This window comes from Oceanisphaera profunda (assembly GCF_002157895.1).
Taxonomy (GTDB): Bacteria; Pseudomonadota; Gammaproteobacteria; order Enterobacterales; family Aeromonadaceae; genus Oceanimonas; species Oceanimonas profunda.
Genome location: NZ_CP021377.1, coordinates 3438110 through 3453091, shown reverse-complemented (window position 1 = coordinate 3453091; position 14982 = coordinate 3438110). Strand labels below are relative to the sequence as shown.

At 50.7% G+C, this 14982-nt stretch carries 13 protein-coding genes; 2 read left to right on the top strand and 11 right to left on the bottom strand.

The genetic code is table 11. The features are described 5' to 3' along the window. Positions 1-216: 216 nt before the first annotated feature. From CBP31_RS15280 to CBP31_RS15260, 5 genes are all read right to left on the bottom strand, one after another. Entirely contained in the window at positions 217-435 is a 219-nt protein-coding gene (locus CBP31_RS15280; RefSeq protein ID WP_087038506.1) for a DUF2835 family protein, read from the bottom strand. Next, a complete protein-coding gene (pepN, locus tag CBP31_RS15275) occupies positions 435-3062 on the bottom strand; it encodes an aminopeptidase N (protein ID WP_087038505.1) in 2628 nt (875 codons plus the stop codon). The genes CBP31_RS15280 and pepN overlap by 1 nt, the downstream gene beginning before the upstream one ends. Before the next feature lie 80 nt (positions 3063-3142). Beyond that, on the bottom strand, positions 3143-5149 hold the full coding sequence (gene prc / locus CBP31_RS15270) for a carboxy terminal-processing peptidase (protein ID WP_087038504.1): 2007 nt from the start codon (positions 5147-5149) through the stop codon (positions 3143-3145). A gap of 10 nt (positions 5150-5159) precedes the next feature. Beyond that, a complete protein-coding gene (gene proQ / locus CBP31_RS15265; protein WP_087038503.1) occupies positions 5160-5783 on the bottom strand; it encodes an RNA chaperone ProQ in 624 nt (207 codons plus the stop codon). 88 nt (positions 5784-5871) lie between these two features. Beyond that, complete coding sequence (locus CBP31_RS15260) at positions 5872-6330, bottom strand: GAF domain-containing protein (RefSeq protein WP_087038829.1); 459 nt, start codon at positions 6328-6330, stop codon at positions 5872-5874. 85 nt (positions 6331-6415) lie between these two features. On the opposite strand from CBP31_RS15260, the gene CBP31_RS15255 reads away from it, so the two are divergent. Then, a complete protein-coding gene (locus tag CBP31_RS15255; protein WP_087038502.1) occupies positions 6416-8245 on the top strand; it encodes an ABC transporter ATP-binding protein in 1830 nt (609 codons plus the stop codon). A 433-nt stretch (positions 8246-8678) separates the two neighbouring features. Here the strand turns inward: CBP31_RS15255 and CBP31_RS15250 are convergent, their stop codons facing one another. Next, complete coding sequence (locus CBP31_RS15250) at positions 8679-9005, bottom strand: YebG family protein (protein WP_087038501.1); 327 nt, start codon at positions 9003-9005, stop codon at positions 8679-8681. 360 nt (positions 9006-9365) lie between these two features. Here CBP31_RS15250 and CBP31_RS15245 point away from each other — a divergent pair, with 360 nt between their 5' ends. Beyond that, the gene (locus CBP31_RS15245; RefSeq protein ID WP_087038500.1) at positions 9366-10559 is read left to right on the top strand and encodes a Bcr/CflA family multidrug efflux MFS transporter; all 1194 of its coding nucleotides are present in this window, start codon (positions 9366-9368) and stop codon (positions 10557-10559) included. Between the two features lie 252 nt (positions 10560-10811). Here the strand turns inward: CBP31_RS15245 and CBP31_RS15240 are convergent, their stop codons facing one another. From CBP31_RS15240 to tmk, 5 genes are all read right to left on the bottom strand, one after another. Then, positions 10812-11777, bottom strand: a complete 966-nt coding sequence (locus tag CBP31_RS15240; protein ID WP_087038499.1) for an SPFH domain-containing protein — start codon at positions 11775-11777, stop codon at positions 10812-10814. A 77-nt stretch (positions 11778-11854) separates the two neighbouring features. Then, complete coding sequence (locus CBP31_RS15235; protein ID WP_087038498.1) at positions 11855-12268, bottom strand: NfeD family protein; 414 nt, start codon at positions 12266-12268, stop codon at positions 11855-11857. 164 nt (positions 12269-12432) lie between these two features. Then, on the bottom strand, positions 12433-13224 hold the full coding sequence (locus tag CBP31_RS15230; protein ID WP_087038497.1) for a TatD family hydrolase: 792 nt from the start codon (positions 13222-13224) through the stop codon (positions 12433-12435). An 88-nt stretch (positions 13225-13312) separates the two neighbouring features. Further along, complete coding sequence (locus CBP31_RS15225; protein WP_087038496.1) at positions 13313-14374, bottom strand: DNA polymerase III subunit; 1062 nt, start codon at positions 14372-14374, stop codon at positions 13313-13315. Beyond that, positions 14355-14981, bottom strand: coding sequence for a dTMP kinase (gene tmk, locus CBP31_RS15220; protein ID WP_087038495.1), 627 nt, complete (start codon positions 14979-14981; stop codon positions 14355-14357). Before tmk ends, CBP31_RS15225 begins: the two co-directional genes overlap by 20 nt. Position 14982 lies beyond the last annotated feature (1 nt).

Below are 14982 nucleotides of genomic sequence, written 5' to 3'. Positions count from 1 at the left end.
TTATTAAGGAGAAAAAGAAAGCGCTGCGTTGAATGCGATACGCTATAAACACCTTTGCGGTTGGTTTTGACCTTGTAGGAGCCAATTTATTCGGCTCGGTTTTCTGTAATTAAAAATCATCCGCTAACGCTGGTGTTGTTTAAGAACAAAAAAATACCGAGACAAGCTCGGTATAAAGTGTTTATTTGGGTCATAAGGCGCAACGCCATCTAACGACTACAAACGCATTAGCTGTTGAAATTGATTATCACTATTGAGAGTGATTTCAAAATAACCCTGTAGGCCATCGTGACTGACGAAGCTGCGAAAGTGGTGCAGCGCAATTTGCAGCCGCAGCCCTTGTTCGGTTTGTACCGATAAGGCCGCGGTGCGACCTTGGTAGTATTGCAACAGCTGCGGCCGCGAAATAGCCAAGCGAAACCGCAGCCGACGCATTAAGCTAGCGCCTTGGCAATTTTCTCGTACAAATCACCGGACAACTCAGGCAATGCCATCAGTTGATTTAACCGATCCTTAATTAATCCCTGGCGGACATCATCCAAACGCGCAAACTGGATCAGAGGCGTAATTAAACGTGATGCTATTTGCGGGTTACTCTTATTAAGCGCAATCAGCACCGACACTAATACGTCATACCCGCCGCCATCTAAACGATGAAAAGCCAGCGGATTACCGTTAACAAAGGCGCCAATTACGGCCCGCACCCGATTAGGGTTATTCAAACTAAAGGTGGGGTGTGCCATTAATTGCGCAATGCGCGCTAATACATCCTCCCCCGGGGCCGTGGCTTGCAAGCGAAACCAATTATCCAGCACTAAGCCATCGTGCTGCCATTTATGCTCAAAGTCCGCCAGCATAGCGCTCGCTTCACCTAACTCCGCTCGCACCGCCGCCTTCATGGCACCCAGCGTATCTGTCATATTATCGGCTTGCTGATATTGCGTTTGTGCCAAGCCGCCATCACCGGCTAACGCTAAATAGCTGAGCGCCACGTTCTTCAGTGCACGTTTGCCGATATCTTGATGATCAATGCGATATTGTGGCGTCAAATGTTGTTGGTAGGCACGGCGCCACAAGGGAGTCAGTGCTTGCGCTAGCGCTAACTGCAGCTCGGCATGTACTTGGCCTAAGACACTGATATCAACCTGCTCAAATAACTCCAGCAAGCTGTTGATATCCGGCAAGGCCAGCATCTCGGCTTGCAAGGCAGCATCCAAGCTTTGATCGTCGAGGGTGGCGCTAAATACCTCTAACAAAGCTTGAGGCAACTGTACCGTCTGCTGGCTTTGCTGTTCCGTCTGTGGGCGTTGCAATCGCGACACATTGTCGCGTACCGCATTGTTAATCAGCATTTGCACCGCATCCCAACGCACAAACTCATCGATACTGTGCTTGGCCAACAAGGTGAGCTGAGCATCGGTATAGTCATATTCGAGTTTTACCGGTGCTGAAAACGACTGCAGCAAGGCTGGCACGGGGCGCGTGGGAATATTTTCAAACACAAACTCGTGCTCGGCTTCCATTACATCCAATATCGGACTGACACTTTCGCCGTGCAAGGTGAGCATTAATGGCTCGCCTTGCTGTGTATACAAGGCCACGCTTAAGGGAATATGCAACGGCAGCTTTTGCGGTTGATCCAAGGTGGGCGGCGTATGTTGGCGCACGGTTAAGGTATAGCGCTGGCTGCTGGCATCATAATTATCGCTCACCTGTAACACAGGCGTACCCGACTGGCTGTACCAGCGGGCAAAACGCGTTAAATCGCGCCCGCTGGCCTCACTCATGGTGCTAAGAAAATCTTCACAGGTAGCCGCTTGGCCATCAAAGCGTTGTAAATATAACGCCATGCCCCGTTGAAATGCCGTTTCACCCACTAGGGTGTGCAACATGCGGATCACTTCTGCGCCCTTCTCATACACGGTTAGGGTGTAGAAGTTGTTCATCTCAATCACCGCATCGGGGCGAATGGGATGCGCCATAGGGCCGGCGTCCTCGGCAAATTGTGGGCCACGCAAGGTGCGCACATTTTGGATGCGATTAACCGTGCGCGAGCCTAAATCCGAAGAGAACTCTTGGTCACGAAATACCGTTAAGCCTTCTTTTAACGACAACTGAAACCAGTCACGACAGGTCACGCGATTACCGGTCCAGTTATGAAAATATTCATGGCCAATGACCCGCTCTACATCCAGATAATCCGCATCGGTGGCGGTATTGGCATCAGCCAACACAAACTTGGAGTTAAAGACGTTTAAGCCTTTGTTCTCCATGGCGCCCATATTGAAGAAGTCCACCGCCACTATCATGTAGATATCGAGGTCGTACTCCAAATGACAGCGCTGCTCATCCCAGGTCATGGACGCTTTTAGGCTGTCCATTGCATGTTCTGCCCGATGCAAATTGCCCTTATCGACGAAGATTTCCAGCGCCACCTCGCGACCACTGAGAGTGGTAAAACTGTCGCGCAGTACATCAAAATCACCGGCCACCACCGCAAACAGGTAAGCAGGCTTAGGAAACGGGTCTTGCCATTGTACCCAATGACGACCGTCATCAAGTGTGCCTTCATCCACCTTATTGCCGTTCGACAATAAATAAGGGCAAGTGGCGAGGTCGGCGGTAATACGGGTGCTGAAACGCGCCAATACATCGGGGCGATCCAAATAATAGGTAATACGGCGAAAGCCTTGTGCTTCACACTGGGTGCAAAAGGCGGAGCCGGATTTATACAGTCCTTCTAGCGCCGTATTGGCCGCCGGATCCAGCTCAGTTTTAATGGTCAGCACAAATTCTTGCGGCAGTTGCGACAAGATTAAACTGCTGTCCGTTTGCTGATACTGGCTAATATCGATGCCATTTACCGCTACTTGTAACAAGGTTAACTGCTCACCATCCAGCACCAAAGGCTCATCGTGCTCTCCATTACGGCGCACACGACTGATGGCCACCACTTGGGTGGCGTTGTCGTGCAGCTGAATGTCTAGGTCTAGAGTATCAATCCAGTAATGAGGTGCTTGATAATCGTCACGATATTGCACTTTAGGATTTATTTGGGTCATAGCGGAGGCCTCGTTAATTAGGGGAAAAAGCAGAATAAAAAAAGCCCGGCACTGTGAATACAGGCCGGGCTTTGTGAGGTTTAGCCCTGAGCGCGGACCAGATCGGCGGTAATGCGTGCCGCTTCTTCCAAATAGCTGTCTTCTGGCTCAAAGTCGGTGGGCGTGTCATCTAAGTCAGAGACAGTATCTAAACCCGCCCGCTTTAAGCGGTCGTTTAAGCGTGCCAAGGCTTTGGCATCTTGCTCTTCCATCTCGGCCTTGCGCTCGGCAAGATTGAGTGACATTGAATGTTTGTCTTTGAGTTTTTTGTATTCTTTAATATCTTCAAACACATACACAAATTCAGGGTCTTGCTCAATACGGGCCTGATGGCGCTGGCGCAAGGGGCCGAACAGCGGCGTAAGATCTTGTACTCGCTCATAATCTAAGCTGTCCACTTGATCCCACGGCAAGGCGTTTTTCTCCAGACTTTCCCCGGTTTCTTCGGCCGCAATGGGCGTTGGGAAAGGAATGTCTGGCTTCACGCCTTTATTTTGGGTACTGCCGCCGTTAATGCGATAAAACTTGGCAATGGTGAATTGCACAAAACCCATGGGGTGTTCATACAAGTCATACATGCGCGACAAGCTGCGATGCTGCTGTACCGTGCCCTTGCCAAAGGTATTTTCGCCCAAGATGACTGCACGACCGTAGTCTTTTAAGGCCGCAGCAAAAATCTCGGAGGCAGAGGCAGAATAACGGTCAACCAGCACCGTCATCGGACCCGCGTAGGCCAACAAATCATCGTCATCGCCATTCACCGAGATTCGGCCCAAGCCATCACGAATTTGCACCACAGGACCGCTTTTAATAAACAGCCCAGTTAAGGTAGAAGCTTCGGTTAACGCACCGCCGCCGTTACCGCGCAAGTCAATCACCAAGCCTTTAATCTGCTCTTTTTTCAGCTTAGTAATTTCTTTGGCAACATCCGTGCTCAAGTTGACGTAAAAGCTCGGTATTTCAATCACACCGATATTTTCACCGTTTACCTCAATAACTTTGCCGCTGGCGGCTCTGTCTTCAAGGCGCACCGTATCTCGGGTGATCTCCACTAATTTAGGCGTGCCGCTTACCGCTTTGCCACGCTGAATTTGTAGCCACACTTGCGTGCCTTTTTTGCCTTTGATTAAGTCCACGACTTCATCTAAGCGCCAGCCAATCACATCGGTGATTTTATTGGCCGCTTGGCCCACGCCAATAATACGGTCATCTGGCTGTAATTCACCAGACTTAGCCGCAGGCCCGCCCGGCACCAGTGAGCGGATCACCGTGTAATCATCTTCACCCTGTAACACGGCACCTATGCCTTCGAGCGAAAGGTTCATTTCGGTCTCAAAACGCTCAGCGTTACGCGGGCTTAAATAACTGGTGTGGGGCTCAATGACGCGAGCAAAGGCATTAGTAAAGCTTTGAAAGGCATCTTCACTTTCACTTTGCGCTAACCGCTTAATGGCATTGTTATAGCGCTTGGTGAGCGTTTCTTTGATCTCTTCCCAGTCTTTATCCGTGAGGGCTAAGCTAAGCGCATCGTATTTGACTCTTTGTTGCCAAAGAGTATCGAGCTCTGCCTGGCTGGTCGGCCAGTCGGCCTCACGTCGGTCAAACTGATATTCATCATCGTTATCAAAGGTGATGGGCGTATCAAGTAACGATAGAGCGTACACAAACCGCTCATAACGCTTTTTCAAGCTTTCGTTATACATCTGATAGGCCACATCTAACTGCCCCGTTCTGAGGGCGTCATCAAAACCATCTTGATAACGCTCAAAGCGCTTGATGTCAGCTTGAGTAAAAATATTCTTACCGAAATCAAGACTCTCAACATAACGCTCAAATATCAGCTCAGAAAATGCGTTATCAAGCTGAAACTGACGATAATGAGAACGGGTGAACAGCGCGGCAACCCGCTTGCTGGCAGCCGCATGCTGACTTTCTGGTGCCAATACAGGAATGGCGGAAGCATCCGTGGTCGGCGGTACCGCCCAAGCAATACTCGCCGCCATGATGCCGGCGGCTACCAAGGACAAACGAATTCCGTGACTGATCAAACCCTACTCCTTAAAGAATAAGATGCTCAAATTTAACGCGTAGCGACAGGCCCGTTTTCAATTCAACCTGCACGTCATCGCGCGTAATTTCTTTAACAGTAGCGGCCACTGGCGACGAGCCCAGTAATACTCTGACATCTTGTGCGACTTTTAAGGTCGCAGGATCAACCGGCTGCTGCTTAGCCTGGGGCTGTGCGGCAGGCTTTGGCTGAGACTCAAGCTTAGCTTTAGATTCTGACTTAGGCTGAGTTTTAGCTTTTGGCTTGGCTTTTTTAGCGGCAGGCTTGTCTTTGCGCGCACCAAAAACTTTTTCTTTGCTCTCTTTGAGTGCGCCTTTGGCATGCTCAACGTGCTCTTCGGTCAACTCGCCGCACGCTTCGCCATCTAAACCAACACGGGTTTGACCCGCTTTTAAGCCATGCAGGTAGCGCCAGCTTGACGTGTACTGGCGTAACGCCGTACGCAATAACGTCTTAGACACCTTAGGATCTTCACCTAACTGAGCGGCTAGATCCTGAAAGATACCTATTTTTAAAGGCTTGGCTTCGCCGTCGGCGATAAAGCACTGAGGGAAGCGTTCTGCTAAGTAAGCAATGACTTCTTTACTGTTTTTCAATTTTTCCGAGTTTTCCATGAAATACCTTGGTTTAAGACCTAAGGGCGCACCGCCCACTGAAACTGTGCATATTATAAAGAGCGCGCAGACAAAAGCGACCCCGACGTTACAGTAAGGGACTCACTGCCGCTAGCCAAAGCCGTAATCCGGCCTCATCTTGCTCATCAAAGCGATCAAACGAGGGGCTGTCAATGTCCAATACCCCCCAAACATGCTCGCCGTCACTTAATGGCAGCACTATTTCCGAATTGCTGGCCCCGTCGCAGGCGATATGGCCAGAAAATTCATGTACATTAGCCACGCGCTGAATGGTGCCTGTGGTCACCGCCGCCGAGCACACGCCTTTGCCCAAGGGTAGACGCATGCAGGCCGGCTTGCCTTGAAACGGCCCCAGCACTAGGCTGTCTTGCTCACGCAAATAAAAGCCTACCCAATTAATGTCATCGAGCGCTAAATTCAGCAAGGCAGATAAATTGGCAAGTTTCGCCAGTCGATTAGGTTCGCCCTCACACAAGGCAACGGCTTGCGCGGTAAGACTGTTATAAAAATCAGATTTTGTAGACATAGTCATGTTTGTATACGAGAAAGCCGTTAAATTTTGCTTAACTTACCTGCCCTTTCTCCAAATGAAAACCCAGCGAGGGTGATTGATGGATAAAAAAAATTCCCTGACGCCGTATTTACAGTGGTCAGATATTGTCAATATGATGCGAAAACGCAAGTCTGCGCTGATTTATGCACATATTTTTGCCTTATGCGGCACCCTATTAGCCGTGCCCGTGCCGTTGCTAATGCCGTTATTGGTTGATGAAGTTTTGCTCGACCAACCGGGCCGTTTACTCGCCGGCTTAAGCTGGGTACTCCCCAGCAATTGGCAAACTGGGGTAGGCTTTATTTTAGCCATCTTAGTCATCACCTTATTGCTGCGTATTTTTTCCTTGGTGTTTAATATTATTCAAGGTCGGCAATTTGCGCGGGTGGCCAAGCACCTCACCTTTCAAATTCGCTCCTTATTAGCCAAGCAGTTGATGCGCACGCCCTTGCGCGCGTTTGAGTCGGTGGGTGCGGGCAGCATTAGCTCCCACTTTGTGACTGACGTAGAAACCCTCGATAAATTCTTAGGGGAAACCCTCAGCCGTTTGCTGATCAGTTTGCTCAGCGTGATTGGCACCGCCGTGGTGTTACTGTTACTGAGCTGGCAGTTGGCGTTATTTATTTTACTGCTCAATCCGGTCGTGGTGTATTTCTCAAGCCGCCTGGGTGCCAAGGTTAAGCATTTAAAACGCAATGAAAACAGCGCCTTCGAGCTGTTTCAGCAAGCCTTAATCGAAACCCTAGACGGCATTCATGAAATTCGTGCCGCCAACCGTGAGCGTCATTACTTGTTACGGGTGATTGACCGTGCCCGCGGCGTGCGCGATACCGCCATCGATTACGCTTGGAAGAGCGAAGCGGCCAGTCGCGCCAGTTTTTTGCTGTTTTTATCTGGGGTAGAGCTGTTTCGCGCCGCGGGGATGATCATGGTGTTATATACCGATCTTACCGTGGGCCAGATTTTTGCGGTGTTCAGTTACCTGTGGTTTATGATGGGCCCAGTACAAGACCTACTGAATATGCAGTATTCGTTTTATGCCGCCAGTGCCGCTCTCAAGCGCATCAATAACATGCTGGCCTTAGGCACAGATACCGATACCGAAAAAGATCCTCATACCATAGGTGCTGAACAAAGAGATACGGGCACGCACCACAATCCGTTTTTGGGCGCCACTACCCTGCCCATTAACGTACAGGACTTAAGCTTTTCCTATAACGGTGAACGTAAGGTGCTAGATGCAGTAAATCTGCACATTAACGCCGGCGAAAAAGTAGCACTAGTGGGTGCCAGCGGCGGCGGCAAGTCGACCTTTATTCAATTGTTATTAGGCTTATATCCGGCCGACAGCGGCGACATCAGCTTTGGCGGCGTAAGCAGCCAACAAATTGGCTTTCCCACTATTCGCGAGCACATTGCCACAGTGTTACAACAGCCGGTGCTGTTTAACGACACCGTGCGGGCCAACTTGTGCTTAGGCGATGAGCATGAAGATGCAGCGCTGTGGCAGGCATTGAAAGTGGCGCAATTATTTGAGGTGGTGTTCGCCATGACTGAAGGGCTAGACACCCAAGTGGGTCGGCGCGGCATGAAGCTCTCTGGCGGCCAACAGCAGCGCTTAGCCATCGCCCGCATGGTGTTAAAAAATCCGGCCATCGTGATTTTAGATGAAGCCACTTCGGCACTGGATACCGACACCGAAAACAAGCTGCATGCGGCACTGGAAGACTTCTTACGCGGACGCACCACCTTGATTGTCGCCCACCGCTTAAGCTCGGTACGACAAGCGGATCGAGTATTGGTATTTGAAGACGGGAAAATCAGCCAGTCTGGCACTCATCATGAATTGTTGGCGCAAGAAGGCTTGTATCGGACTTTGTATAATTAATGGTTAGTGAGGCAGAAATACAGCGCCGAGCGCCCGGCTCCAAGCGCCCAGCTAAACAAAATAACAGTGGCACCGGGTTCGGCATGGTGCAGCATAGCTGTAGCTTTGCGGTAGTCGCGTTTTTTAACCGCGAAAACCTGCGCAGCAGCTTCTGATGTAACAAGCTAACCCGTGAGGCGTGAGGCGTGAGGCGTGAGGCGTGAGGCGTGAGGCAAAAATACAACGCCGAGCGCCCAGTTCCAAGCGCCCAGCTAAACAAAACAGCAGTGGCACCGAATTCGGCATGGTGCAGCAAAGCTGTAGCTTTGCGGTAGTCGCGCGTTTTAACCGGCAACGCCGGTTCTGAGATCACAAACCCAACTGTTGTCAGGAGATGTGAGGCGTAAGACAGTTTGCCCTGCACGCCTCACTATTCCCGCCTCATTGCTACTGCTCAAGCCACGGCGTGTATTTGGTCTGCTGGCTCATCAGCTACATCGTCTGTTGTTAGCTCAGCGTCTGCGGCTTTACTGGCGGGTTTAGCGGCCTTTTTGGCGGGTTGCTTTTTGGGCCCACTGAGCAAGTCTTGGTTTTCGGCCAAGAATAGCGCTAAGGCTTCGCGATCGGTTTCATTTAATGAGATCGGTGCGCGCTCAAGCACTTCATCTAAGTGTTCTGCCAAATCGAGTAGACGATCGTAGGCATCGGCTTCTTTTTTATTGGTAAACGTCATTTTTTCGATTCCGTTTCTAACCACGAGATACTGTATTGTCACTGCCATAACTGACTCCTTATCTGTATGGACATACAGTAATATTATGTACTCTCAGTTGCAAGCCTCGCGTATTAACCAAGGTAAATAATTGAGTCCATTTTTATGCTTATACTTGGCACCGGGTTATGACTTTGCGGCGCGCTTAGGCTTATACTGGGCTGTTTTTACGCTCGGGACTGGCAAGCTTCGCTATTGTGGTCGATAGTTTGAGGGTGACGCCGCAATTGTGGCGTCGCACTAGCGCACGGCTCAATAGATGAGCCATTCCCCTAGGCCAGGTACACGGATTTCGTACCTGGCTTTTTTTGCTTTATTTTTGTCGACAATCGCAGGGAGCGCTTGTTTGCTTGGAGGACTGCGCGACGTATGTCTGCTAATGCATCGTTACCGTTAATTATCTTGCTCGGCGCCGTTTCCGCCCTTACCCCACTCGCCATCGATATGTATCTGCCGGCCATGCCAGCTATTGCAGAAACGCTGGGCTCTAACTCCCATCGCGTGCAAGCCACGCTCGCCGCCTACACCGGTGGCTTTGCTTTGGGTCAATTGTTGTTTGGCCCTTGGTCCGATGCCAAAGGCCGTCGCCCCGTGCTGTTAGGTGGCATGGTCGTGTTCGCCATCGCCGCCATGCTCTGTGCCATGGCCACCAGCGTAGAAAGCCTCACTTGGCTGCGCGCCGCTCAAGGCTTTGCCGGCGCGGCTTCAGCAGTGGTAGTGCAAGCCTTAGTGCGCGACTTATTTAATCGTGAAGACTTTGCCCGCACCATGTCCTATATCACGCTAGTGATGACGCTCGCCCCCTTAATCGCCCCCATGCTGGGCGGGCATTTGGCCCACTGGTTTGGTTGGCGCTCTATTTTTTGGGTGTTAGCGGGCTTTACCGCCATTATTGCCCTGTTGTGCAGTTTTCGCCTACCCGAAACCTTGCCCCAAGCACGACGCCAACCGCTGCATTTAGGCTCTATATTACGCAGTTATCTGCGCCTGCTCACTACCCCAGTGGCGTTAGGCTTTATGTTGTGCGGCGCCTTTTCCTTTGCCGGTATGTTTGCCTTCTTAACCGGTGCTTCATTTATTTATATCGAGATTTATGGCATAGCCCCGCAGCATGTGGGCTACTTATTTGGCTTAAACGTCATTAGCCTAATGGCGTTCACCATTTTTAATGGCCGTTGGGTGCACCGCTTAGGCTCACGCAATATGTTGCGATTGGCCTTAGGCTTACAGTTATTGGCGGGTCTCCTCTTGCCCATAGGCCCGTTAATGGGCTGGGGTTTATGGTCGGTAGTGGCACCCATTATGTTGTATGTGGGAGTGATCTCCACCATCGGCAGTAACAGCATGGCCAGCTTGCTCAGCAGCTTACCCAACTTGGCTGGCACCGCCTCGTCCATGGCCGGCACCTTGCGCTTTGGCTCAGCGGCGTTAGTGGCCGGTTTTGTGGCGCTACTGCCTGATGGCTCACCCTTATATATGCTAATTACCATGAGCGGCTGCACCTTACTCGCCGCCCTCGCGTATTTCGTTTTATGTGAGCGCCGCGCGCAGGTTGAGGGGTAGCTCTTAGTGCTGTCATCCTGATGAACATCAGGATCTCGGTTGTGACTTTATAACCTAAGGGCAAGATACCGGGGCAAGCCCGGTATGACAGTGTGTGGTTTATGGTTTGGCCGTCTTCCTGATGAACATCAGGATCTTGGTTAAGGTATGAAAGCTAAGAGTGAGAGACTGTCTCCTCCAACAAAAAAAGCCCAGTGCTGTCAGTAGCACTGGGCTTTTATATAAGCGAATATTCGCTGTTTCCGTTAAACGTTAACCACTGATTTTGCGAGGATTAAGCAGCGCTTCTATGCTGCCTACCGCGCCTAATACGCTGCTGGCTTCAAAGGGTAAGAAGATGCGATCGCCTTTCTTGCCGATCTCAGGCAAGGTTTTTAAATACTCAAGGCCGAGTAAATAACCGACCATCAGTTGCGGATCTAGCCTTGAATCACCGGCAGACAATACCTCATCGATGGCCTTGCGCTGCCCTTCTGCCATTAATATCGCCGCTTCTTTGCTGCCTTCTGCCACCAAGATGCTGGAGCGCTTTTCGCCTTCGGCTTTGGCAATGGCGGCTTCACGCTCGCCACTGGCGCGCAATACTAGTGCACGACGCTCACGCTCGGCGGCCATTTGTTTACGCATGGCGTCTTCAACTTCTGCGGGGATGATAATATCTTGAATTTCAACACGGGTGACTTTAACGCCCCACTTGTTGCCCGCTTCGTCCATCACCAATTGCAGTTTGTCGTTAATTTCTTGGCGGGATTCAAATAACTTATCTAGCTCCATCTTGCCCATCTCTGAACGCAAGGAGGTTTTTGCCAAAATCTCGATGGCTTGGATTAAGTTCTCGGTTTGATAAACCGCGCGCTCCGGGTCTATCACCTGAAAATACAAAGCACCATTGACGTTCACACTGACATTATCTGCGGTCACCACCGACTGCCCAGGAAAGTCGAGTACGGTTTCGCGGCGATCAATACGCACTTCTTCGGTTACCATGGCCACATTCTCGCCGCCAATCGCACGATAACGGCGCACTTTTATGGAGCGCGGTTGATCAATAAAAGGGATCACCCAGTTCACACCTGGGCCTAAGGTCTTGTTGTAACTGCCTAAGCGTTCAATCACTACCGCTTCAGACTGCTGTATTATCATCAATCCCTTGATCACAAATACTAAAATAAGCACCGCAAACACCAATGCCACGATAAATGTTGGTTCAAACCCCATGCTATTCCCTTATTTTATTTATCAAATTTTAATAATCGGATTTTTATTAATCGGCTTTTTTATTAATCAGCTTTTTACTAATCGATAATGGCAGTAATGCCATCAAAGCGACAAATTTTTACTCGCGCACCCACTATTAACGGGGCGTTTGAGGCACTGCGCACCATAAATAAGTCACCTTCAAACCGCAGCCGATACTCTCCTGTTTCAAGCTGGGTAATCTCGCCTTCTTGCCGTTGACCTTCGCCGGCCAAGAAGCTGGTACGCCGTGACGGCGCATACCGGCGAAATAGCCACTTTAAGCCAGGAGCCAACAAGCCCGCTGCTAGGGCAAACACAAACCATTGCACGGTTGCTCCCAGCCCTAACAACGCAGCACTCATGGCCACTAATGCCGCTAACCCCAACGCCAGTGCAAAGAAGCCTAGGCTCAGCAATTCCAGTAATAACAGTAATAAGGCGGCAATTAGCCACGCATGCCATGCAAGCAAGGCGCACCTCCTGATAAAGACACCAATGAATCACTTCGTTTATAACACAGACGGCTAGCGTACGTAAAAACAGAAATAAAACAGCGGGCTATCAACTGATGAGCTTAAATATTGAGGATCAGCACTTGTCTGTGTTTAACACCTCACCCTTCACGATTTACCACTCACCTGACATTCACCGGCTTCGCTAATTTAAATAACTCAAAGAAGTTAGCCGTGGTTTGTGCCGCCACTTCTTCCGGTGAAATGTTTTTAAGCTTAGCAATAAACTCCGCCACGGTGCGGGTGTAAGCCGGCTCATTTTCTTCGCCGCGAAACGGTACCGGTGCCAGCCAAGGCGAGTCGGTTTCAACTAACAGTCGATTTAATGGCAAGGCTTTCACTACCTCACGCAAAGCCGCGGCACTGTTAAAGGTCACGATACCCGAGATTGATATATAAAAACCCAGCTCAATGGCCGCTTCTGCCATCTCCAATGATTCGGTAAAGCAGTGCAACACACCGCCGACTTTCTCGGCGCCGCCATCACGCAATACTTGCAGCGTGTCTTCTTGAGCACTGCGCGTATGAATGATCAAAGGCTTATTCACCGCTACTGCCACCGCCACGTGCTGTTCAAAAGAACGGCGCTGCAGTTCGGCAGATTCAGGCGCATAAAAATAATCTAAGCCCGTTTCGCCAATCGCCACCACCGCAGGATCAGACGCCAGCTTAAGTAGCAATTCGGGATCGTTAGCTTCATCGTCTTGATGCAGCGGATGCACGCCGCAGGAGGCAAACACCTGTGGGAAGGGTTTAATGGCCGCGAGCATATCGGGAAAAGTGCTTAAGCTCACGCCAATGCATAACATATGATCCACGCCGCGCCGTGCGGCCTTGGCAATCACCTCGGCCATATCTGTGTGTTTTTTTCCGTATTCGAGTCTGTCTAAGTGGCAATGTGAGTCAACCAGCAAAACCGTCTCCTTTGTTTTTTGTGAAGAGTGAATCGTGAGGTGTGAGGCGTAAACGAAAGTGCAGAAGCATTAGCCTCCTCCTCACGTTCTAAGCAGCCAGCCAATCGTTCAGCCACAGGCTTAATTGTAAGCCGGCATTGACCGGTCGCCCTAAACTGGATTGGCCACCTTGTTGCAGCTGTAGCAAGCTGGTTAAGGCACGCTCTAAGCGCACGGCACCCACTTGGCTAACGTGGCGTGATAAGTCCAGACTATCAATTAAGCGCAGGGCCGCCGGCGTTAAGCCTAACGCTAGCTGCAAGGCATCTTGTAATAATAACTGCAGCCAAATCACATGCACTTTTTCGGCGAGCAAGGCGCTGTGTACCGCCATTAGCGTTTGGGGCTGCTCACGCAATTGGCTAAATTGACTTAATAAGGTATGTCGACCTTGATCCTGTCCCGCCTGCAAATAGGCCAAGGTGGCCAGCGGCGAGCCTTGATTAACATTCAGTGCGCCCAGCCAAGTTTGCTCACTGCCGGCAGTAAGCTCGTGCTCTGCCAGCCAAGCCAGCACCAACTCCGGTTTAGGTAATGGAACTAGCCACTGCTGGCAGCGACTGCGAATAGTAGGCAGTAAGCGCTCTGGGTAGGCACTCACCAGCATTAGTGTGGCTTGACCTGCCGGCTCTTCTAGGGTTTTAAGCAGCGCATTGGCTGCAGCCTCAGTCATTTTTTCTGCGTCATTAATAATGGCGACTTTGGCGCGACCCAAGCGCGGGCTTTCACTCAACACCTGAGAAAGCTGGCGAATACTGTCGACGCCAATGCTGCGCGTATCACTGTTAAGCACATGCAAATCGCTGTGGGTACCAGCTTGCACGAGCCGACAAGCATGACACAGGCCACAAGGTAACTCGGTGCTGACATTAGACTGAATATTTGCTGTTAGCTCAGTACTTGTATGTTGGCATAAATCTTGTTGCGAAGACTCTTGCGAGAGCGTGCGGGAAATAGGCTCTTGTTGGCAGAGCAGTGCTTGCGCCAAATGTTGCGCTAAGCTCAGCTTGCCCAAACCCGCGGTGCCTTTTATTAACAGCGCATGACTCAATTGTTGCCGTGCAATCAGCGGCAACAATTGCTGCTGAGTATCACTTAGCCAAGGATACAAACCATTGCTCCAAGGCGGTTAATACCGCTTCTTTCACGCCTTCTTCATCAAGGCTGGCATCAATTAATCGGCAATTAGGCTCAGCGGCGGCCAACGCCAAGTAAGTGGCACGAGTGCGTTGAAAAAAGCTTAACTGCTCTTGTTCGATACGATCTAACTTGCCACGCTCTTGGGCGCGCGCTAAGCCAATGGCCGGGTCTAGATCCAGATACAAAATAAAGTCGGGACCAAAATCACCCAATACCGCCTGCTTAATTTGGCGAATAAGCTGCAGGTCTATACCGCGCCCGCCGCCTTGGTAGGCCAGTGAAGACCAATCGTGGCGATCCCCCACCACCCAGCAATCAGCGGCCAACGCAGGCTGAATACGGTTTCTTACTAATTGTACCCGTGCCGCGTACATTAACAGCAGTTCGGCTTCCATGGTCATGGGTTCGTCATGCACTTCTTTTACCAAGTCGCGCATTCTTTCGGCCAACGGCGTACCGCCTGGCTCTCGGGTATTGACCACACTGATACCGCGGGCTTGTAACCAGGCCACTACGTGGGCGTGCACCGTGCTTTTTCCGGCTCCTTCGAGCCCTTCAATCACAATAAACTGGCTCATA